Origin of the sequence: Sporosarcina sp. P7 (genome assembly GCF_002743425.1) — a bacterium.
GTDB lineage: Bacteria > Bacillota > Bacilli > Bacillales_A > Planococcaceae > Sporosarcina.
Window position 1 is genome coordinate 1 of sequence record NZ_PDZF01000024.1, and the last position, 20,232, is coordinate 20,232.

The following is a 20,232-nucleotide window of genomic DNA, read 5'->3' on the forward strand; positions in this document are numbered from 1 at the left end:
CATACCGAACACGGAAGTTAAGCTCTTCAGCGCCGATGGTAGTTGGGGGTTTCCCCCTGTGAGAGTAGGACGTTGCTAGGCATGCGAAGCCATTCCCTTTGGGGAGTGGCTTTTTTGTGTTTAATTATATATGAGCTAAATTTAGAGTTGAGTGATTGTAGATTTTAGTTAGTTGCTCAATAAATCGTGTTAAGCGCTCTATCGTCTCGCTTACTCGCTCAATGAGGCATGGTATGCGCTCTATCGTCTGACATATCTGCTCAATGAGTCGCGCTAAGCGCTCTATCACCCTGCCAAACCGCTCAATGAAACATCCCAAGCGGTCTATCCCGCTTACCCGCTCAATGACTCACGCTAAACGCTCTATGGCTCTGTTTATCCGCCCCATTAAAACCCAGCTTCCACATTGAGCTTCCATCTCGTCTGCAAATGTCTCTATATTCCTATCTTCAATACTCTAAAATCTTACTAGTAAACAAGATACTAGGTATTCATTCAATAGTCGGGTAAAATATACTAAAGAAAAGAGGCGATACTGCATGACGACAGTTTATGATTTCACAGTGGAAACTACTGATGGAGAAAAGAAATCTCTAAAAGAATTTGAAGGGAATCCAATGATCATTGTCAATACTGCTAGTAAATGCGGCTTCACAAAACAATTTAAAGAACTGCAACAACTGTATGAAGAATATAAGGATCAAGGGCTGGTTGTATTGGGCTTCCCATCGGATAATTTTAATAATCAGGAATTTGATGATATTGAAGAGACGATGAATTTCTGCCAATTGAATTATGGCGTGACGTTCCCTATGTTTGCCAAGATAGATGTAAAAGGTGATGAAGCAGCACCTTTATTTACGTATCTTGCAGAACAGCAAAAGGGAGTATTAACAGAAGGTATCAAATGGAACTTTACGAAGTTCTTAATTAATTCAAACGGAAAAGTAGTTGATCGTTTTGCACCACAGACCAATCCACTTAAGATGCAAAAGTCACTCAATAAAATATTTGACAAGTAAATGTAATGGCCAGTTTATAAACTTCTATCTTGACACGTCTCATTGACGCTGATAACCTTTTAATAATCTGAATAGACAATAGTAATTTTAGGAGGAAGAAAGTTAATGTGGGAATCAAAGTTTTCTCGTGAAGGTCTGACGTTTGATGATGTATTATTGGTGCCGGCTGCGTCTGAAGTATTGCCAAAGGCCGTTTCGCTGTCTGTGAACTTAACGAATAGTATTAAGTTGAATATACCTATCATCAGTGCAGGTATGGATACAGTAACGGAATCTAAGATGGCGATATCTATGGCTCGTCAGGGTGGAATAGGTATTATTCATAAAAATATGAGTATTGAAGAACAAGCTGAGCAAGTTGTTACGGTTAAACGTTCTGAGAATGGAGTTATTAAAAATCCGTTTTTCCTAACACCGGAACACCAAGTATTTGACGCGGAGCATTTAATGGGTAAATATCGTATCTCAGGTGTCCCAATTGTTAACAACATGGAGGAGAAGAAACTGGTTGGTATTTTGACGAACCGTGATCTGAGATTCATTCAGGATTATTCCATTATCATTGATGAAGTCATGACGAAAGAAAACTTGGTGACGGCCCCTGTTGGAACTACACTAGAAGATGCAGAGAAAATGCTACAGCAATATAAAATCGAAAAGCTTCCGATTGTAGATGATAAAGGTATTCTTAATGGATTAATTACAATCAAAGACATCGAGAAGGTTATTGAGTTTCCTAATGCAGCAAAAGATAAGGCTGGGCGCTTACTTGTCGGCGCGGCTGTAGGAGTCACCGTAGACACGTCTACACGCATTGAGAAGCTTGTACAGGCGGAAGTTGACCTAATAGTTATTGATACGGCACACGGCCACTCTAAGGGTGTTATTGACACAGTCAAAGAGATCCGTAGAAACTATCCGGACCTTGCAATTGTTGCAGGAAACGTAGCAACGGCAGAAGCAGCCGAAGCACTGTACGAAGCAGGTGCTGACGTAGTGAAGGTTGGTATTGGTCCTGGTTCTATTTGTACTACCCGTGTAGTTGCAGGTGTTGGTGTACCACAAATCACTGCTATCTATGAATGCGCAACAGTTGCGCGTAAATATGGCAAGACGATTATTGCCGATGGTGGAATTAAATATTCTGGCGATATTGTCAAAGCATTGGCTGCTGGTGGCCATGCGGTTATGCTTGGAAGCCTGCTTGCAGGTACTACCGAAAGCCCAGGGGAGTCTGAAATCTTCCAGGGACGTCGTTTTAAAGTGTACCGTGGAATGGGTTCAGTTGCCGCGATGGAAAAAGGTTCTAAAGATCGTTACTTCCAAGAAGATGAAAAGAAACTTGTACCTGAAGGCATTGAAGGTCGTATGCCGTATAAAGGGCCTTTGTCTGATACCATTCATCAACTTATAGGTGGTATTCGTGCAGGTATGGGGTACTGCGGTTCAAAGGATCTTGAAGCACATCGTGAAAATGCACAATTTATTCGCATGACAGGTGCTGGTTTATTGGAAAGTCATCCGCACCAAGTACAAATTACAAAAGAAGCACCGAACTATTCGGTACGTTAATCTATTATTTAAAGGGCAGTGAGAAATTCTCTCCTGTCCTTTTTTGTATTTATACGGTGGATAATAATATATAATGATTTCATGGGAGAATATGTGTTTTTTTTTTGCCATAAGCATATCTGACTTGCGGGGAATATGGTACACTGATTTTTGATATTGTGACTACGGAGGTAAGATGAGTGGAAAAAGTAACACAGAGATGGTTGGCGATTTTAATGGTGCCAATGATAGTGCTGATGTCGTTTGGTATGCAGGGATCTGTAGCAGCAGAGGAAAGTGAATCTTCACTGGACATCCGTGTAAACGGAGCTATTTTGATAGATGCCGATAGTGGAAAGGTATTATACGAAGAGAACGCGGATAAGCCACTCGGTATTGCGAGTATGACGAAAATGATGACGGAATACTTGATGTTCGAAGCTCTTGACGATGGAACGATTACATGGGATCAGGAATACCAAGTTACTGAGTATACGTATAAGGTTTCACAAGATCGCCGTTTAAGTAATGTACCGCTCCGTCGGGATGGCTCCTATACAATTCGTGAACTTTACGAAGCTGTAGCCATTTACTCAGCAAATGCGGCAACTATTGCGATTGCCGAATCAATTGCAGGATCAGAAGAGGAATTTGTCAATCTTATGAATGAAAAGGCTGAAGAACTTGGGCTGACAGATTATAAATTTGTCAATTCCACGGGGTTAAACAATAGCGACTTACAAGGTATGCACCCAAGTGCGTTTGGCGAGAAAGATGAAAACGTTATGCCAGCTCGTTCTGTCGCTAAACTAGCCTATCATTTATTGAAGGAATATCCCGAAGTATTAGATACGACCAAAATTGCAAAAAAGACATTCCGTGAAGGCACGGACGATGCCATTGATATGGTGAACTGGAACTTCATGTTACCCGGGTTAGTGTATGAATATGACGGTATCGATGGTTTGAAAACAGGAACTACGGAATTTGCAGGACATTGTTTCACTGGAACTGCAGTGCGTGATGGACGACGTGTTATTGCTGTTGTAATGAATGCAGTGGATGATAAAGGCGTTGGATCTTATGAAGCACGTTTTGATGCCACTCGTAAATTATTTGATTATGGCTTCAAAGAATTTAGTGAAACAGAGCTACTCAAAGCAGGACATCAGTTCAAGAAGCAGAAAACGCTAGACGTGATTAAAGGGAAAGAGAAGAAAGTAGCAATCGCTACAAAGAAACCTATTAAAATGCTAGTTCGCAATGGCGAAGATCAAGACTATACTACTGAACTCGTATTGGATGAGAAATTAGTGAAAAATGGACAAGTCCAAGCGCCAATTAAAAAAGGGACGGTCGTTGGTCATGTCAAACTAGTAAAAAAAGAGGGTTCAGATTACGGGTTTATTGATGGAAAAATAGTGGATGCAGAAGTAGTCACGACTGAAGAGGTGAAGAAAGCTGGTTGGTTCCCGTTAACTATGGGGGCAATCGGTAATTTCTTCTCCAATGCATGGAATAGTTCCACTGGTTTCGTAAAAGGCTTATTTAATTAACTACCAAAAGACAGCGTACCTACTCAGGTATAGCTGTCTTTTTTATATTCCATACATCAAACAACTTTGGAATTGCCCGTTTGATGTCATTTTCAGTTAGTCCACCGAAACCGATAAGGAATGAAGGAGGGGATTGGTCAGGTGTTACCTTATAGGTGTCTAGACCACGAACTTTTATTCCTGATTGAAGAGCTTCACTAACTAGTTCCTTTTCAGTTCTAGTCGTATGAATATGAAGCAACACATGCATACCTGCTTCATCGCCCGAGAATGAAATGTTAGATCCATACGATTTCAATAAATTTGTCAACGTATGCATTTTTCGACGATAGATTTTACGCATGCGGTTCAGATGGCGTGAAAATTGTCCATCCGCCATGAAACGTGCAAGGATATGTTGATCTATCCGCGGTACAGAAGAAGAGTAGGGAATAAAAGCCTGACGGTACGTATCCAATAGCCTTGGTGGCAACACCATGTAGGCGATCCGCATAGATGGCATAAGAGATTTAGTAAATGTACTTAAATAAATGACGTTTTCTCCTTTATCCATCCCTTGCAAGGAAGGTATAGGACGTCCCCGGTAACGGAATTCACTGTCATAGTCATCTTCAATTATGAAAAACTCGGGATTGGATGCAGCCCAGTTCAAAAGAGCAATTCTACGAGCCGCAGACAGCACTGTACCGGTTGGGAACTGGTGAGAAGGGGTTACGTAGGCTATAGAAGCATCAGACCGTTGTAGTGCCTTTACGTCAAGTCCTTCATGGTCGACTGCAATGGGAATCGTTTTTCTGTAGTTTTCGGTAAAGACGTGTTTGGTCATGAGATAGCCTGGATCCTCAATTGCATAGCGAGCCCCTTCACCTAGTATCCGAATAATCAAAGGTAAAAGCTGTTCTGTACCGGAACCCACAATGATTTGTTCAGGCGTACAGTCTACTCCCCGCGAATGGTATAAATAGCGGGCAATTTCCTGACGCAACTCAATATCACCATGTGGGTCACCGAGTAGTAATAAGTGGGCATGTGATGTATCCATAATATCTCGCGCGTATTTTCTCCATACGATGAATGGGAAGTTTTCTGTATCAATGGAACTTGGTGAAAAGTCATAATCCACGGGTTTGCTTACGGGAATCTCGGATAGAGTATCTGATTTTACAGGTTGTACATAGGCGAGTTCTTCTATTGCTTGTACGAAATACCCTTTTCGTGGTTCCGCCGCGATAAAACCTTCCGCCATCAGTTGATCATATGCCATTTCTATTGTTGTTTGGCTGACACCAAGGAACTCTTCCAGTTGACGTTTGGAGGGTAGTTTCATGCCAACAAGAAACTTGCCATCAATCATGTCTTGTTTAATTTGATTATATATTTGTTGATAAAGCGGGATATCCGAATTTTTCTGAAGCTCAATAAAAATCATGTCCATTATGACCCCTCTAATCTGACCACGTTGTTTAATGCACAACTGGCTATTTTCATATGGTCAATTTCAATTATACTGAAAATAACAAAAAGGGGGAAATGAAATGAATTTTACTTATGGCGGCGTTATCATGGATGTAATTAATGCAGAGCAGGCAAAGGTGGCGGAAGCAGCGGGAGCTATTGCGGTTATGGCATTGGAGCGAGTACCTTCTGATATTCGAGCGGCAGGCGGTGTTGCGCGTATGGCTGATCCACGAATCATAGAAGAAGTACAAAAGGCAGTTTCCATTCCTGTCATGGCCAAAGCACGTATTGGTCATATCTCGGAAGCACGGGTATTAGAAGCACTAGGTGTAGATTTCATTGACGAAAGCGAAGTATTAACACCTGCAGACGATGAATTTCACTTATTGAAAAGCGATTTCAGTGTACCATTTGTTTGTGGGGCAAGAAACCTTGGTGAAGCAGCACGTCGTTTAGGTGAAGGCGCAAAAATGCTTCGTACAAAAGGAGAACCTGGCACAGGAAATATCGTAGAAGCCGTACGTCACTTGAGAATGATTCATGCCCAAGTTAGTAAAGTAGTACATATGAGCAAAGACGAGTTAATGACGGAAGCCCGTAACCTTGGTGCTCCATATGAGATTCTACTTGCTATTAAAGAAGCTGGTCGTTTACCGGTTGTGAACTATTCTGCCGGAGGTGTTGCGACGCCTGCTGACGCAGCATTGATGATGGAACTTGGAGCGGATGGAGTATTTGTTGGTTCAGGTATTTTTAAATCAGAGAAGCCGGAAGCATTTGCACGGGCGATTGTACAGGCTACTACGAACCACCAGGATTACGAGTTGATTGCTGAGCTGTCAAAAGGGATTGGCACGCCGATGAAAGGCTTGGAAATATCCCAGCTTGCAGAGAGTGAATTGATGGCGACTCGCAGCTCGTAATTTGCTTGGTCAGCGCTCTGGGTTAGGCATAGAAGCCATAGAGCGTTAAATAACCCATCCACACGGGCATTGAAGGATTACGTCTAACCATGAGACAGCTAAGAAGTACGCTAGTTGTCTCATGGCCCTGGCGAATCCCCCATAAACTTTTCTATGAATTCAATAAAATATATAAAAGTGATTGTATGGGGATAATTTTGTTTAGAATTACGACATTTCCCAGGCTATAACATACCATGTTTCTTGTCAAAAGTTAGAAATTGTAGTATGGTATATGTAATTTCACATACATTACGATGATAGGAAGCAGTAGCGACAGTGTTTTTTTTAGAGAGCTAGCGGATGGTGAAAGCTAGTAAAAACCGTTGTGAATCCGTCCTGGAGTAGCAAAATCGAATCAGTAGGTTTTGCCGGTCAGTTGAGCCGATATCTCAAACAAGTGGGCTGCACAATCAGTCAATTTGGGTGGCAACGCGGGTAGTTCTCGTCCCTATTTTTAGGGGATGGAGGGCTTTTTTTATTGCTTTTTATTATTAGTGATGTAAATACAAGGAGGCAGATGGCGTGCTAGACAGTAAACTATTGCGTGCAAATTATGAAGAAGTAAAAGCAAAACTTAGTAAACGTGGAGAGGATTTAACCGACTTTGAAAAGTTTGGTGGTCTTGACGAGAAACGACGCGAAATTTTATCTAAAGTAGAAGTACTGAAAGCTGAGCGTAATGAAGTATCACAACAAGTAGCGCAAATGAAGCGTAATAAAGAAAATGCGGATGAAGTCATCGCAAAGATGAAAAAAGTTGGCGAGGAAATCAAAGCGTATGATCAAGAACTTTCTACAGTAGAAGAGGAATTGAATTATGTGCTTATGCGTATTCCAAACATTCCTCACGACAGCGTGCCAGTAGGGGATAGTGAAGAGGACAACGTAGAAGTTCGTACGTGGGGAGAGTTACCGACGTTTGACTTTGAACCTAAACCACATTGGGAGATAGGAACGGATCTTCAACTATTAGATTTTGAACGAGCAGCAAAAGTAACAGGTAGTCGTTTCGTGTTTTACCGCGGACTCGGTGCACGACTTGAACGTGCATTGATCAACTTCATGCTTGATCTTCATCAAGAAGAACACGGCTACGAGGAAATGCTGCCGCCATATTTAGTAAATCGTACAAGCTTGACTGGAACGGGACAACTGCCAAAGTTTGAAGAAGATGCATTCTTAATTGAAGAAGAGGATTACTTCCTCATTCCAACATCCGAGGTTCCTGTTACCAACTTCTATCGGGATGAAATCTTGGAAGGATCTAAGTTACCAATTGCGTTCACAGCGTATAGTACAAATTTCCGTTCTGAGGCAGGGTCTGCAGGTCGTGATACGCGTGGATTAATTCGCCAGCATCAATTCAATAAAGTGGAGTTGGTTCGCTTTGTGAAACCGGAAGATTCATACGACGAGTTGGAGAAATTGACTGGCCATGCGGAAAAAGTATTGCAGTTGTTGAAGTTGCCGTATCGTGCACTCAAGATGTGTACAGCAGATTTAGGTTTTACGGCTGCCAAGAAGTACGACTTGGAAGTATGGATACCTACACAAAACGTCTATCGAGAAATATCTTCTTGTTCCAACTTTGAAGATTTCCAAGCGCGTCGAGCGCATATTCGTTTCCGCCGTGAGCCGGGTGCGAAGCCTGAGTACGTTCATACGTTGAATGGTAGTGGTTTAGCTGTCGGTCGTACAGTAGCAGCGATTTTGGAAAATTATCAGCAGAAAGATGGTTCTGTTGTAATTCCAGATGTGCTTCGACCTTACATGGGTGGAAAAGAAAAAATTGAAGCACCTAAATAAGTGGATACGCTATTAATCTGTATTCCATATGATTAACTATTTTTCTCTTTCAAATTCAAAAGCTAATGAATGAAATGCAAAAGGATGAAGCCCTACACTTACGAGTTTGACTCTAGGCGTTGGGCTTCTTTTTTCGCGGCTTTTCTTTTTTCTCTCAAGGATCGAAAGAAGTCGGTAAGGAGTTGTCCGCAATCCTCACCGAGGACACCCTCGGTTACAATGCATTCGTGATTGAATCGGGAGTCATTAAGTAGTTGATAAAAGGTGTGGACACAACCCCCTTTAGGGTCACGTGCGCCGTAGACGACTCGTGGAATACGAGATTGTAGTATGGCACCTGCACACATAGGGCAAGGTTCAAGTGTGACGTATAGTGTAGTGTCTTCTAGACGCCAACTACCTATCTTTTCACATGCTATTTGGATGGCGGATAGTTCCGCGTGAGTGACAGCGTTTTGTGTGGTTTCACGAAGATTATGGGCTGCAGCAATTACTTGTTCATTATGTACAATAACTGCGCCAATGGGAACTTCGGCAAGAGCGGCGGCTTTTTCAGCTTCTGCTATTGCCAGTCTCATGTAGTATTCATCATCTTTCATCAATGTATCACTCCTTATCAACAGTCTATCATGCAGAACATCAAAATCAATTAGTGAAATGTTCCACGTGAAACGATCGAGAAGAAAACACTAAATAACTCAATATAATTCACATTGTATATGGTTGTCTATGATAAAATGGAAAGGTAACAAATTGAAAGGGTGAGTGGTAAATGTTTGTCCCGTTTATTGCGGTAGAAGGTCCGATTGGTGTAGGGAAGACTACGCTCACGGCAGCAATTGCTGAGACCTTTTCATATAATCAATTAAGAGAGATTAGTGGAGAAAATCCTTTCCTTGATCAGTTTTATCAAGACAAAGAAAAGTGGAGTTTCCAGACGGAAATGTTTTTCCTGTGTAATCGATATGAACAATTAAAGAAAATTAATAAAGAATATATTTCACAAGGGTTACCCGTGGTGGCCGATTATCATGTATTCAAAAATATGCTTTTTGCCCAACGTACATTAGAGTCAAATGATTTTGTGAAATATAAAGATATCTATCATATTTTGACGAAAGATCTACCTATGCCGAACGTCGTTATTTCATTGTCAGCATCTATTCCTACACTGCTCAACCGAATAGACGAGCGTGGTCGATCGTATGAAGCAGATATGGATCCTGATTACTTACTACAACTTTCGAAAGATTACCGTACTTATTTGCCAGAGTTCGAAGCAACATGCCCTGATGTCCAAGTTATCCATATAAACGGTGATGTAGTGGACTATGTGCGCAATAAAGATGATATGGATGCAATTCTAAGCAAAGTTTATGAGGCGATTCAGAAAGGTTTGAAGCTAAATGAAGTTACCTAATATACCGGAAAATAGTGTATTCGCGGTAGCGGGAATGGTAGGAGTAGGGAAGTCAACAATGGCACACGCGATTGCCAAAAGACTGGGATTTCAAGAGTCCTTGGAAAACGTAGCAGAAAATCCATATTTAGAGAGATTCTACGATGACTTTGAACGTTGGAGTTTTCATTTGCAAATCTTCTTTTTAGCAGAACGTTTCAAAGAGCAAAAGCATATCTTCGAAAGCGGCGGCGGTTTTGTACAAGATCGTTCCATTTATGAAGATGTAGGGATCTTTGCCCAAATGCACGCTGATAAAGGAACTATGGAAGCGGTCGACTTTGAAACATATATGAAACTATATGAAGCAATGGTGATGACGCCATATTTCCCACATCCAAATGCACTTATTTACTTGGAGGGACCACTACCTGTCATTCTTGATCGTATTGAAGAGCGTGGTAGGGATATGGAGATGCAAACACCGAGAAGTTATTGGGAAGAGATGTATCGCCGTTATGAACAGTGGATTGATTCTTTTACTGCATGCCCAGTCATTCGGCTAAACATTGAAGAATATGATCTATTAGGAAATGAACAGGATATTGAGTTAATTATCGGGAAAGTGGCTGAAAAAATGAAAAAAACGACACCCCTTATATAAGGCGTGTCGTGTGTCTTAATGAACAGGAACTTCTGTGAAAAATTCCTGATATAGCTCTCGAAGGACAATGTTTTCATCTTTTTCTTGAATACCGAATACTAAGCTAACCTCTGAAGATCCCTGGTTGATCATTTCAATATTTGCACCTGTACGTGCGATGGCAGATGCTGCGCGTGCTGCCAACCCTCTTGCATGGCGCATGCCTTCACCCACGAGTACTACCATGGAATAATCACGTTGGAAATGTACGTCATCAGGACATAACTCTTGTTCAATGCGCTTAACGATACGTGCTTCCTTTTCCGGTGTTAAGTGTTCATCGCGAATAATAACAGACAAGTTATCGATACCTGACGGTGTATGCTCAAATGGAATTTCTTCTTCTTCCAGAATTTGTAGCAAGTGACGTCCAAAGCCAATTTCCAGATTCATCAAGTACTTAGCAACGAAGAGTGTAGAAAATCCCTTATCGGCAGCGATTCCGACAACCGATTGAAGAGTATGGTCACGGTCCAGAACGATCATTGTGCCGGGCGCACTTGGATTGTTAGTATTCTTGATACAAACGGGAATTTTGTGACGGAATGCAGGTACTAAAGCTTCCTCGTGAAATACAGAAAACCCTGCATATGCAAGCTCACGCATTTCTCGGTATGTCATGGCATCGATCGCGCGTGGATTTTCGATAACCGTTGGATTTGCTGAAAAAACGGAGTCAACATCGGTAAAGTTTTCATAAAGTTCTGCATTCGTTGCTGCCGCTAGTAGGGCGCCTGTAATATCCGAGCCACCGCGGTTAAACGTACGCAATGTTCCGTCTTCTGTGTAGCCGAAAAAGCCTGGAAATACGATAATACCTTCTTTATCGCGTAGTTTACAGAGCTTTTCGTTGCCTTCTGGAAGAGCGCGTACACGTTCTGGACGGTGGTTAACAAGTAATCCACCTTCACGGGGACTTACATACTCTGCTTCGATACCGATATGTTGGAAGTACGCTGCAATCATTTTTGCGTTATTGTCTTCTCCGGCAGCTTTTAAGCTATCAACGTATAAAATTTCGTCAGATTGATCTTTATTTAGGCGTCTAACGATATCTTGCTCAATTACTTGTGCAATTTCTTCGTCTAAGCCTAGTCCTTCTGCAATTTCTTTGTAACGATCCACAACCATTTGCAGCGAATCTAGGGTGTCTTCACCAGCAAGTGATGCATTTGCCAAATCAATAAGCAAATCAGTTACTTTAATATCAGAAGAAAAACGTTTACCTGGTGCAGAAACTACGACGATCTTTCTCGATGGGTCGGATACGACGATGTCGACCACTTTCCGGATTTGTTCCGCGGATGCGACGGATGTTCCGCCAAATTTACATACTTTCATTGAGTACCAGATCCTATCTATTTTGAGATTATCTATCTATTTTTTAGAAGATTCGTGAAAACAGGTTGTTATTAAAGTCGGAATTCTCTATAATTGTCCTTATACGAAGAACGATTGTTTTTTCATAGTGTACATATAGTTAGGAGAATCGTCAAATGAAAAATGAGAAAAATGAAATTAATATTGGTTTGCTGGGTTATGGAGTAGTCGGAAGTGGCGTTGCAACTATTTTGCATAATCACCAAGATGACTTACAACATAAGCTCGGTGTTCCTGTATCTATTAAGAAAGTCCTTGTTAAAAACTTGGATAAAAAACGCAATGGCGTGATACCTCAAGAAATGTTCACTACATCACTCGATGAAGTGTTAAACGATCCTGAAATTGACTTGATTATTGAAGTGACGGGAGGGTCGTCTGAAGCAATTCGACGTTCACTTGAAGCAGGTAAAGGTGTTGTCACCGCGAATAAGGATGTCATGGCAGAGTCTGGACCTGAATTATTGAAATTAGCAGATGAAAATAAATGTGACCTATTTTATGAAGCGAGTGTGGGTGGTGGTATTCCATTAATTCGTACATTGGAAGATGGATTAGCGTCCGACAGGATCACCGCATTAACAGGAATCGTCAATGGAACAACTAACTTCATTTTAACAAAGATGAAACATGAAAATAAGACGTATGAAGACGCATTAGCGGAAGCGACGGAATTGGGCTTTGCAGAAGCTGATCCTTCAGCTGACGTAGATGGTATTGATGCAGCGCGTAAGATGGTTATTCTTGCATCTTTATCCTTTTCTACAGACGTGCATCTTGACGATGTATTTGTCCGTGGTATGAAGGAAATTGCAGACGGTGATCTTCAGCTTGCGGAGCAATTCGGTTACACAATTAAGATGACGGGTTCTGCTAAAAAAGATGAAGAGGGAATTGAAGTGGCCGTAGAGCCGGTATTTGTTCATAACTCTCATCCACTAGCTACAGTCAATAATGAATTCAACGCAGTGTATGTGTATAGTGATGCAGTAGGTGAGACAATGTTCTACGGACCTGGAGCTGGTTCATTACCTACAGCGACTTCTGTAACAGGTGATGTAGTGGCGGCTTGCCGTAATATTTTGCTCGGTGTGAATGGTAAGAGAATGCATTCACCACAATTTGAACGCAAAGTAAAAACGGATGATCAGAAGTACGCACGCTATTTCCACCGTATAACGGTACGTGACGAAGTAGGTGTGTTGACGGAATTGACATCTATTTATAGTCACCACAAAGCGAGTCTAGCGACAGTCGTCCAAGATTCAGATGTGCACGATGAAGGCGCAGATTTAATCTTCATTACACATAAAATTTCCCGTCAACAACATTTAGATATTTTGGCAGACTTAAAAGACACACCTGCGGTCATTGACATTTCTAGTCATTACCGTGTGGAAGGAGAATAAGGAATTATGAGAAGATGGAATGGATTGATCGAAGAATATAAAGAATGGTTGCCGGTGACAGAGAATACTCCCGCGTTAACACTGCAAGAGGGAAATACACCTTTAATCCATCTCGAGAACTTATCAAAACAGTGGGGAATCAATCTGTATGTGAAAACAGAGGGAACGAATCCAACTGGTTCATTTAAAGACCGGGGAATGGTAATGGCGGTTGCAAAGGCAAAAGAAGAGGGGAAAACGGCGTTGATCTGTGCTTCAACGGGGAACACGTCTGCTGCAGCTGCAGCATATGGTGCACGAGCGGGTATGCGTACAATTGTCGTTATTCCGGAAGGTCGTATTGCATTGGGTAAGCTTGCACAGGCGAAAATGTACGGTGCGGAAATTGTGGCCATCGAAGGAAACTTTGACGAAGCACTTCGTATGGTACGTGAATTAGGCGAAGGGAAAATTGCGCTGGTGAACTCTGTCAATCCTTATCGACTGGAAGGCCAGAAGACGGTAGCGTTTGAAACCATTGAACAGCTTGGTAAAGTACCGGACATCTTTGCATTGCCTGTTGGAAATGCGGGTAATATATCTGCAGCGTGGAAAGGTTTCAAAGAATATGCAGGGAAAAAAGGTACGAATACACCAAAGTTACTAGGAGTACAAGCAGACGGTGCAGCGCCAATCGTATATGACCGTGTATTCGATGAGCCTGAAACGGTAGCAACAGCAATCCGTATTGGAAACCCAGCTAGTTGGCATTTGGCAACGCAAGCACTTGAAGAATCAGGTGGCGACATCTTGTCCGCTACTGACGAAGAGATTCTAGAAGCGTATCAATTGCTAGCTGCAACAGACGGGATCTTTGCAGAGCCAGCATCTTGTGCAACAATTGCAGGTATTAAGAAACAACTTGATGCGGGATTGATTGAAAAAGGGACGACAATAGTTGGAATCCTGACAGGTAATGGCTTGAAGGATCCTGAAACAGCAATCAATGTCAATGCAGATAAGCCCATGATGACAAATGAACAGTTCGATAACTTCTTAAAAGAATTGAAAGAGGGGAACGACTAATGACGGAAGCCGGTTTTTCAGTGACCGTGCCAGCCACAACGGCTAATCTCGGACCCGGCTTCGATCATTTAGGTCTTGCCCTTTCACTTAACATGACAATAGATGTAACATCAGCTGACGCGTGGTATGTGTTGTATCAAGATAAGGAGTATGCCGCACTACCGACAGATGAAACAAATCTAATCGTACAGACTATTCAGGATGTCGCATTGCGGTATGATCGAGTGATTGCATCGCAAAAGCTAGTAGTACATTCAGATATTCCTTTAGGAAAAGGCCTAGGCAGCAGTGCTACAGCCATTGCAGCAGGTATTGAAATTGCAAGTGAGCTGGCAAGTTTGCAACTATCTCCAAAAGACAAGTTGCGGATCGGCAGCGAACTAGAAGGACATGCCGATAACGTTACTGCTGCATTGATTGGAGGAATGACAGTCTCGTACTTTGCCGAAGATGAGATGGAAGTACTGACATTCCCAGCACCCCCGATTGGTGTTGTCATCCTAGTGCCGCCGGTTGCTTTAAAGACGGAAGCTTCGCGAGGGTTGCTACCTGACCAACTGACACATAAAGTGGCAGTACGCGGAAGTGCAGCGGGCAGTGTGATGACTGCTGCTATTGCGCAATCGGATTGGGTGACGGCAGGCCGTATGATGGAACGGGACTTATATCATGAACCTTACCGAAAAGTTGGATTCCCTAACTTTGATGAAATACGTTTGGCTTGTAAGGAAGCAGGTGCGTACGGCATGACAATTAGCGGAGCTGGGCCTTCACTTTTCGTAGCTGTACCACCAGGAACAGAGCAACAAGTGGCGGCATCATTGGAACAAAGCTTTCCACATTACCAAGCACTTGCCCTGCAACCGGCAGAGGCAGGCGCACACATCACAAAATAAAAACAGCGTCAGGACTGATTCAGTCACTGGCGCTGTTTTTTCACAATGGATGTATTCTTTTCATGGATTTATATATTGTATACCAGTCAACCGTCTCCGCCTAAAACGCAGATCAGTGGATTCTATTTAAATTTTTATTTTTAGGCAATAAAAAAACGTTACATCAAGTAACGTGTGCTGTCAAAAAAATGGCGGAGGAAGAGGGATTCGAACCCCCGCGGGCTTTAACACCCCTGTCGGTTTTCAAGACCGATCCCTTCAGCCGGGCTTGGGTATTCCTCCGTATCAGACAAATAATATCTTACCACGTCTTTTTTAAAGCGTCAACCCTTATTTTTTCTTTTTCTCTCGCAACGATACGAGAAGCGCCACTAATAAAAACTCGTCAAGGCTACGGACTGGAGTAGCGCACCATACATAAAGTTGAAATCCGATTGCAGGAAAATCATTATCAATCTGCTTAGCGGGACGGCAGGCAACGTAATGACCGCGTAGACTCGCACTTCTGCGTTATGGAAACTAAGGTCACAACGTTGAGCTGGAACCATGCTGTTCATCTCCTTCATTTCAATTAGTGTACTTTCTAAAGTGCGTGAAAGAAAAGGTTTTTTACTGTTTACGCGATAGGGGGTTGAAACACATTACGATGAATAATAGGTTTACCGTTGCAATCACAATTAACTATGGGTATAATAAGAAATGCCGTGCTAGGTGGGGAATTAGCGGTGCCCTGTAACTTGCAATCCGCTCTAGCAAGACTGAACTCCTTTCCGAGGCTGTCCGCATGTAGGGTCTGCCTCTTGCACGTAGTGTTGACGTCTGGGTCCTGCGCAATGGGAACCCATGAACCATGTCAGGTCCGGAAGGAAGCAGCATTAAGTGGACTCTCTCATGTGCCGCGGGGTAGCCTAGACCGAGCCAACGACAAGAGTAACGCTTATGTGCGGCAGTCGAAGAAAGGTGCACGGCATAAATTCAATAATTCACTCGTCCATTTTACTATGGACGAGTTTTTTTTTGTGCCTAAAATAGTGTATACTTCAATGTAGTCCGTATAACTGGAAGGGAGCGATCTACATTGTCTGAGAAAAAAATGAATGTCGAAAGTTTTAATTTGGATCATACGAAAGTGAAAGCACCTTATATTCGATTAGCGGGAACTTCAGAAGGAAAGAATGGCGACAAGATTTTGAAATATGATATCCGCTTTTGCCAGCCGAATACAGATCACATGGATATGCCAGCGCTTCATTCACTAGAACATATGATGGCAGAATTCAGCCGCGACCATTCGGATCAAATCGTCGACATCAGTCCAATGGGCTGTCAGACAGGTTATTATCTAGCTGTAATCAATCATGACGACTATAATGATATTCTATCTATAGTAGAGAATACATTAAATGACGTACTGTTAGCGACGGAAGTACCGGCATGTAACGAAGTACAGTGTGGTTGGGCAGCAAGTCATAGTCTTGAAGGTGCAAAGGAAATTGCACGCGCAATGCTTGATAAGAAAGACGAATGGACAGAAGTATTTGCGTAATATATCCAAGCGATATACGGTGAAAAAATCGTGTTTCGTGTTATAATAGAAGTATTATGCAATCGGAGAAAAGGGGGGGAGTAGTTGATTTACCAAGCACTATACCGCGCGTACAGACCACAGGCTTTTGGTGAAATGTCAGGTCAGCAGGCGATCAAGCAAACTCTGCAAAACACCCTTCTCCATCAGAAGACAACACACGCCTATCTATTCTCAGGACCTCGTGGAACGGGAAAGACAAGTGCGGCGAAGATATTTGCGAAAGCACTAAATTGTGAAAATGGTCCTGCAACAGAACCATGCAATGAATGCGAGACGTGTAAAAGCATCACAGAGGGATCTAACACAGATGTAACTGAGTTTGATGCGGCTTCCAATTCGCGCGTAGAAGAAATTCGTGACATTATTGAACGTGTGCATGTGGCACCTTCCAATGCGCGATTTAAAGTCTATATCATTGATGAAGTGCATATGCTGTCCAATTCAGCCTTTAATGCATTGCTGAAGACACTAGAAGAACCCCCCGCTCACGTCGTATTCATTTTGGCGACCACAGAACCTCATAAGTTGCCGCTTACTATCATTTCCAGATGTCAACGATTTGATTTCAAGCCCATTACGGCACCTGAAATTATTGATCGAATGGAAAAGGTTATTGGAGATATTGGAGTTACGGCGGAGACTGGAGCATTGCGCGCAATCGCACAAGCTGCGACGGGTGGAATGCGGGATGCGCTTAGTATGCTCGACCAAGCCGTGTCATTTAGCGGAGACGAGTTGACGACAAGTGATGCGTTACTAGTGACTGGAGCAATTGGTGAAGAAATCTTTTATCAGCTAGCACAATCAATTCAAACGAAAGACGCGGGATCCGCATTGTCTTTACTGAATGAACTGATTGCCGAAGGTAAAGATGTAGGTAGACTTGCCGAAGACATGATCACGTTTTTCCGTGATATGTTACTACTTGGCACCGCGCCTGAGTTGACAAGTCTTCTGGAATTAATTTCAGATGGTGAAAGATTTCAGGAACTTGCAAAAGAGTTTCATTCGGATGAATTGTACAGGTACATTGATATCCTTTCGAAAACACAACAGGAAATGCGTTTTTCTAATCACGGGAAGGTCTACATTGAATCTGCTTTATTGAAAATGATTCATTCCGGTGAGCAACAACAAATGCAATCTTCTGCAGCTGACCCTGAAATGGCCCAGAAATTTGCAATTCTAGAACAGACCGTTAGACAACTTCAGCAACAACTGGCAACAGGGGCTGTGCAGCAAGCCGCGGAACCGCAAGCACCGGCAAAAAGAGCTGCATCAACTGCTTCTAGATCTGCCAAAGTGCCAACGGGTAAAATTGTGGAAGTCTTAAAATCGGCAACGAAGTCCGATATTCAAGTGATTCGTGAGCAATGGGCGGGTATGATGCAAAGTATGCAACGCTCACACGCCGCTTTATTGGAAGAGACGGAGCCTGTAGCAGCATCAGAGACGGCTTTTGTGCTAAAATTTAAATATGAAATTCATTGCTTGATGGCTTCTGAGAATGCTACATTACAAGCTGGACTATCGAATGCATTACTGCAGCTGACAGGAAAAGGCTATGAAGTAGTCTACGTAGCGGAGGAAAGCTGGCTGCAAGTTCGTGCTGATTTCATTCGAAAAAGTGGTTTGGCCAGTCAAAATAGTAAAGATAACCCTCAACAGTCAGACGATGAGCAACCAACGTCAGCATTTATGGAAGAAGCAACAATCGAAGACGCTGACCCACTCGTAACTGAAGCTGAGAAGATGTTTGGAAAAGATTTTATTACAATAGAAGAGTAATTTACTAAGGAGGAATTATTTATGCGTGGAGCAGGGAATATGCAAGGTATGATGAAGCAAATGCAAAAGATGCAAAAGAAGATGGCAGAGGCACAGGAGAACCTAGGTAATGAGCGAATGGAAGGTACAGCAGGTGGCGGCATGGTAAAAGTAATCGTCTCTGGCCATAAAGAAGTACTTGAAGTGATCATTGATCCGGAAGCGGTAGATCCAGAAGAAGTAGAAATCTTACAGGACTTGATTGTTATCGCTACAAATGACGCTATTGCAAAAGCAGAAGAAATGACGAACTCCACAATGGGCCAATTTACAAAAGGAATGAACTTACCCGGGATGTTCTAGGAGGTTGTATAATGCATTATCCTGAACCTATATCTAAGTTGATGGATAGTTTTATGAAACTGCCAGGCATTGGCCCCAAAACTGCGGGTCGTCTGGCGTTTTTTGTATTAAGTATGAAAGAAGATACTGTGCTGGATTTTGCCAAAGCGTTAGTGGATGCGAAACGTAATCTTCAGTTTTGTTCAGTTTGTGGTCATATTACGGATATCGATCCATGCTATATCTGTCAGGATCAATCACGTGATCGCACAACCATATGTGTCGTTCAAGATCCGAAAGACGTGATTGCCATGGAAAAAATGCGTGACTACCGTGGTTTGTACCATGTACTACAAGGTGCCATATCACCGATGGACGGTATCGGGCCGGAAGATATCAACGTTCCTTCACTATTGACTAGACTCCAAGAAGATGAAGTGCAGGAATTGATTCTTGCGACGAACCCTACTATAGAAGGAGAAGCAACAGCTATGTATATTTCAAGGCTGGTTAAACCATCCGGAATCACGACAACGCGTATCGCCCACGGCTTACCTGTCGGCGGGGATCTAGAATATGCAGATGAAGTTACATTGTCTAGAGCATTGGAAGGTCGTCGAGAACTATAAAAGAATTAAAAGATAGAGAACGAGTAGACTAATCCTCTGAAGAGACGCATATAGATAAGTATCTATGAGATAGAAAGGGCGTTTTCTGTGAGGATTTTAGTCATAGCCATATTAGGAGTCGTATCATTATTGCTTTTAAGTATGAGTCGAACCACTCTCGAAAAAAACATGGAGCGACTATCGGTGTTCTGGTTTAGATTAGCTTTCGCGTTCTTTATTCTCTTCTTAATGAACATTGCTGGTGGATTTATTGGCATCTACGTTCCTGTAAACATCGCATCCGGCATGATCTTAGCTATATTAGGAGTACCTGGATTCGCAGCGCTATGCAGTTTCGCCATTCTTTTTTAAAAGAATGGTGAAAAAGCTTGCATTCTCATAAATAGGGTGGTATATTTATAAGCGTCGCATCAAGCAGTTGCAAAAACATCAAACTTAACAAGAAAAACTTTTTAAGAAAAAGTGTTGACAACAAAATGATGAGATGTTATTATTAGAAAGTTGCCTCTTACGAGAGACCAACCGAATGAACCTTGAAAACTGAACAGCAAAACGTTAACAAAATACAGTTTGTGCACCTAACGGTGACACAAACAAAATGAGTATCTTAATTGATGCCAGCAAATGAAACTCGAGCTAATCGAATTTTCATTTTACTGACTGACAAGATGTAGTGAAGTACTAGGAGATGAAGGA

At 42.3% G+C, this 20,232-nt stretch carries 19 protein-coding genes, 1 tRNA gene, 1 rRNA gene, 1 other RNA gene and 1 other annotated feature; of the genes, 17 read left to right on the forward strand and 5 right to left on the reverse strand.

Annotation, left to right across the window (positions count from 1 at the left end; all coding sequences use genetic code 11):
- From rrf to CSV60_RS15130, 4 genes are all read left to right on the forward strand, one after another.
- Positions 1 to 81 (forward strand): 5S ribosomal RNA (gene rrf, locus CSV60_RS15115); the annotation flags it as partial.
- A gap of 458 nt (positions 82 to 539) precedes the next feature.
- A complete protein-coding gene (locus tag CSV60_RS15120; RefSeq protein WP_099637561.1) occupies positions 540 to 1,022 on the forward strand; it encodes a glutathione peroxidase in 483 nt (160 codons plus the stop codon).
- A gap of 105 nt (positions 1,023 to 1,127) precedes the next feature.
- Positions 1,128 to 2,594 (forward strand): IMP dehydrogenase, encoded by a 1,467-nt coding sequence (guaB, locus tag CSV60_RS15125; RefSeq protein ID WP_099637562.1) that lies wholly within the window; start codon positions 1,128 to 1,130, stop codon positions 2,592 to 2,594.
- Between the two features lie 179 nt (positions 2,595 to 2,773).
- Positions 2,774 to 4,129, forward strand: a complete 1,356-nt coding sequence (locus tag CSV60_RS15130; protein WP_099632591.1) for a D-alanyl-D-alanine carboxypeptidase family protein — start codon at positions 2,774 to 2,776, stop codon at positions 4,127 to 4,129.
- A gap of 19 nt (positions 4,130 to 4,148) precedes the next feature.
- Here the strand turns inward: CSV60_RS15130 and pdxR are convergent, their stop codons facing one another.
- Positions 4,149 to 5,564 carry a MocR-like pyridoxine biosynthesis transcription factor PdxR gene (gene pdxR / locus CSV60_RS15135; protein ID WP_099637563.1) on the reverse strand — a complete coding sequence of 472 codons (1,416 nt, stop codon included), beginning with the start codon at positions 5,562 to 5,564 and terminating at the stop codon, positions 4,149 to 4,151.
- Positions 5,565 to 5,664: 100 nt separating this feature from the next.
- Here pdxR and pdxS point away from each other — a divergent pair, with 100 nt between their 5' ends.
- The gene (pdxS, locus tag CSV60_RS15140) at positions 5,665 to 6,510 is read left to right on the forward strand and encodes a pyridoxal 5'-phosphate synthase lyase subunit PdxS (RefSeq protein ID WP_099632593.1); all 846 of its coding nucleotides are present in this window, start codon (positions 5,665 to 5,667) and stop codon (positions 6,508 to 6,510) included.
- A 287-nt stretch (positions 6,511 to 6,797) separates the two neighbouring features.
- Positions 6,798 to 7,005: a binding site (T-box leader), on the forward strand.
- A 69-nt stretch (positions 7,006 to 7,074) separates the two neighbouring features.
- Positions 7,075 to 8,358: a serine--tRNA ligase gene (gene serS / locus CSV60_RS15145; protein WP_099632594.1), complete on the forward strand. Its 1,284-nt coding sequence runs from the start codon at positions 7,075 to 7,077 to the stop codon at positions 8,356 to 8,358.
- A gap of 98 nt (positions 8,359 to 8,456) precedes the next feature.
- Here serS and tadA read toward each other — a convergent pair whose 3' ends face one another.
- Positions 8,457 to 8,957, reverse strand: a complete 501-nt coding sequence (tadA, locus tag CSV60_RS15150) for a tRNA adenosine(34) deaminase TadA (RefSeq protein WP_099632595.1) — start codon at positions 8,955 to 8,957, stop codon at positions 8,457 to 8,459.
- A gap of 173 nt (positions 8,958 to 9,130) precedes the next feature.
- On the opposite strand from tadA, the gene CSV60_RS15155 reads away from it, so the two are divergent.
- Positions 9,131 to 9,778, forward strand: coding sequence for a deoxynucleoside kinase (locus CSV60_RS15155; protein ID WP_099632596.1), 648 nt, complete (start codon positions 9,131 to 9,133; stop codon positions 9,776 to 9,778).
- A complete protein-coding gene (locus CSV60_RS15160; protein ID WP_099632597.1) occupies positions 9,765 to 10,421 on the forward strand; it encodes a deoxynucleoside kinase in 657 nt (218 codons plus the stop codon). The genes CSV60_RS15155 and CSV60_RS15160 overlap by 14 nt, the downstream gene beginning before the upstream one ends.
- Positions 10,422 to 10,436: 15 nt before the next feature.
- Here the strand turns inward: CSV60_RS15160 and CSV60_RS15165 are convergent, their stop codons facing one another.
- Entirely contained in the window at positions 10,437 to 11,801 is a 1,365-nt protein-coding gene (locus tag CSV60_RS15165) for an aspartate kinase (RefSeq protein WP_099637564.1), read from the reverse strand.
- A gap of 155 nt (positions 11,802 to 11,956) precedes the next feature.
- On the opposite strand from CSV60_RS15165, the gene CSV60_RS15170 reads away from it, so the two are divergent.
- From CSV60_RS15170 to thrB, 3 genes are read left to right on the forward strand one after another with little or no spacing between them, the layout of a single operon-like run.
- On the forward strand, positions 11,957 to 13,249 hold the full coding sequence (locus CSV60_RS15170) for a homoserine dehydrogenase (RefSeq protein ID WP_099632599.1): 1,293 nt from the start codon (positions 11,957 to 11,959) through the stop codon (positions 13,247 to 13,249).
- A gap of 6 nt (positions 13,250 to 13,255) precedes the next feature.
- Entirely contained in the window at positions 13,256 to 14,314 is a 1,059-nt protein-coding gene (thrC, locus tag CSV60_RS15175) for a threonine synthase (RefSeq protein ID WP_099637565.1), read from the forward strand.
- On the forward strand, positions 14,314 to 15,210 hold the full coding sequence (gene thrB, locus CSV60_RS15180; protein ID WP_099632601.1) for a homoserine kinase: 897 nt from the start codon (positions 14,314 to 14,316) through the stop codon (positions 15,208 to 15,210). Before thrC ends, thrB begins: the two co-directional genes overlap by 1 nt.
- 189 nt (positions 15,211 to 15,399) lie before the next feature.
- Here thrB and CSV60_RS15185 read toward each other — a convergent pair.
- Together CSV60_RS15185 and CSV60_RS15920 are read right to left on the reverse strand one after the other, a co-directional pair.
- Positions 15,400 to 15,492, reverse strand: a tRNA-Ser gene (locus CSV60_RS15185).
- Between the two features lie 89 nt (positions 15,493 to 15,581).
- A complete protein-coding gene (locus CSV60_RS15920) occupies positions 15,582 to 15,758 on the reverse strand; it encodes a hypothetical protein (RefSeq protein ID WP_158233193.1) in 177 nt (58 codons plus the stop codon).
- Positions 15,759 to 15,912: 154 nt separating this feature from the next.
- Here CSV60_RS15920 and ffs point away from each other — a divergent pair.
- The 6 genes from ffs to CSV60_RS16185 all read left to right on the forward strand — a co-directional run bounded on the left by ffs (position 15,913) and on the right by CSV60_RS16185 (position 19,887).
- Positions 15,913 to 16,178: signal recognition particle sRNA large type (gene ffs / locus CSV60_RS15190), an RNA gene on the forward strand.
- 125 nt (positions 16,179 to 16,303) lie between these two features.
- Positions 16,304 to 16,756, forward strand: a complete 453-nt coding sequence (locus CSV60_RS15195; RefSeq protein ID WP_199173213.1) for an S-ribosylhomocysteine lyase — start codon at positions 16,304 to 16,306, stop codon at positions 16,754 to 16,756.
- 84 nt (positions 16,757 to 16,840) lie between these two features.
- Positions 16,841 to 18,586 carry a DNA polymerase III subunit gamma/tau gene (gene dnaX, locus CSV60_RS15200; protein WP_099632603.1) on the forward strand — a complete coding sequence of 582 codons (1,746 nt, stop codon included), beginning with the start codon at positions 16,841 to 16,843 and terminating at the stop codon, positions 18,584 to 18,586.
- 21 nt (positions 18,587 to 18,607) lie between these two features.
- Positions 18,608 to 18,928 (forward strand): YbaB/EbfC family nucleoid-associated protein, encoded by a 321-nt coding sequence (locus CSV60_RS15205; RefSeq protein ID WP_099637566.1) that lies wholly within the window; start codon positions 18,608 to 18,610, stop codon positions 18,926 to 18,928.
- 11 nt (positions 18,929 to 18,939) lie between these two features.
- Complete coding sequence (gene recR, locus CSV60_RS15210; RefSeq protein WP_099632605.1) at positions 18,940 to 19,536, forward strand: recombination mediator RecR; 597 nt, start codon at positions 18,940 to 18,942, stop codon at positions 19,534 to 19,536.
- 87 nt (positions 19,537 to 19,623) lie between these two features.
- Positions 19,624 to 19,887, forward strand: coding sequence for a pro-sigmaK processing inhibitor BofA family protein (locus tag CSV60_RS16185; RefSeq protein WP_233192641.1), 264 nt, complete (start codon positions 19,624 to 19,626; stop codon positions 19,885 to 19,887).
- Positions 19,888 to 20,232 lie beyond the last annotated feature (345 nt).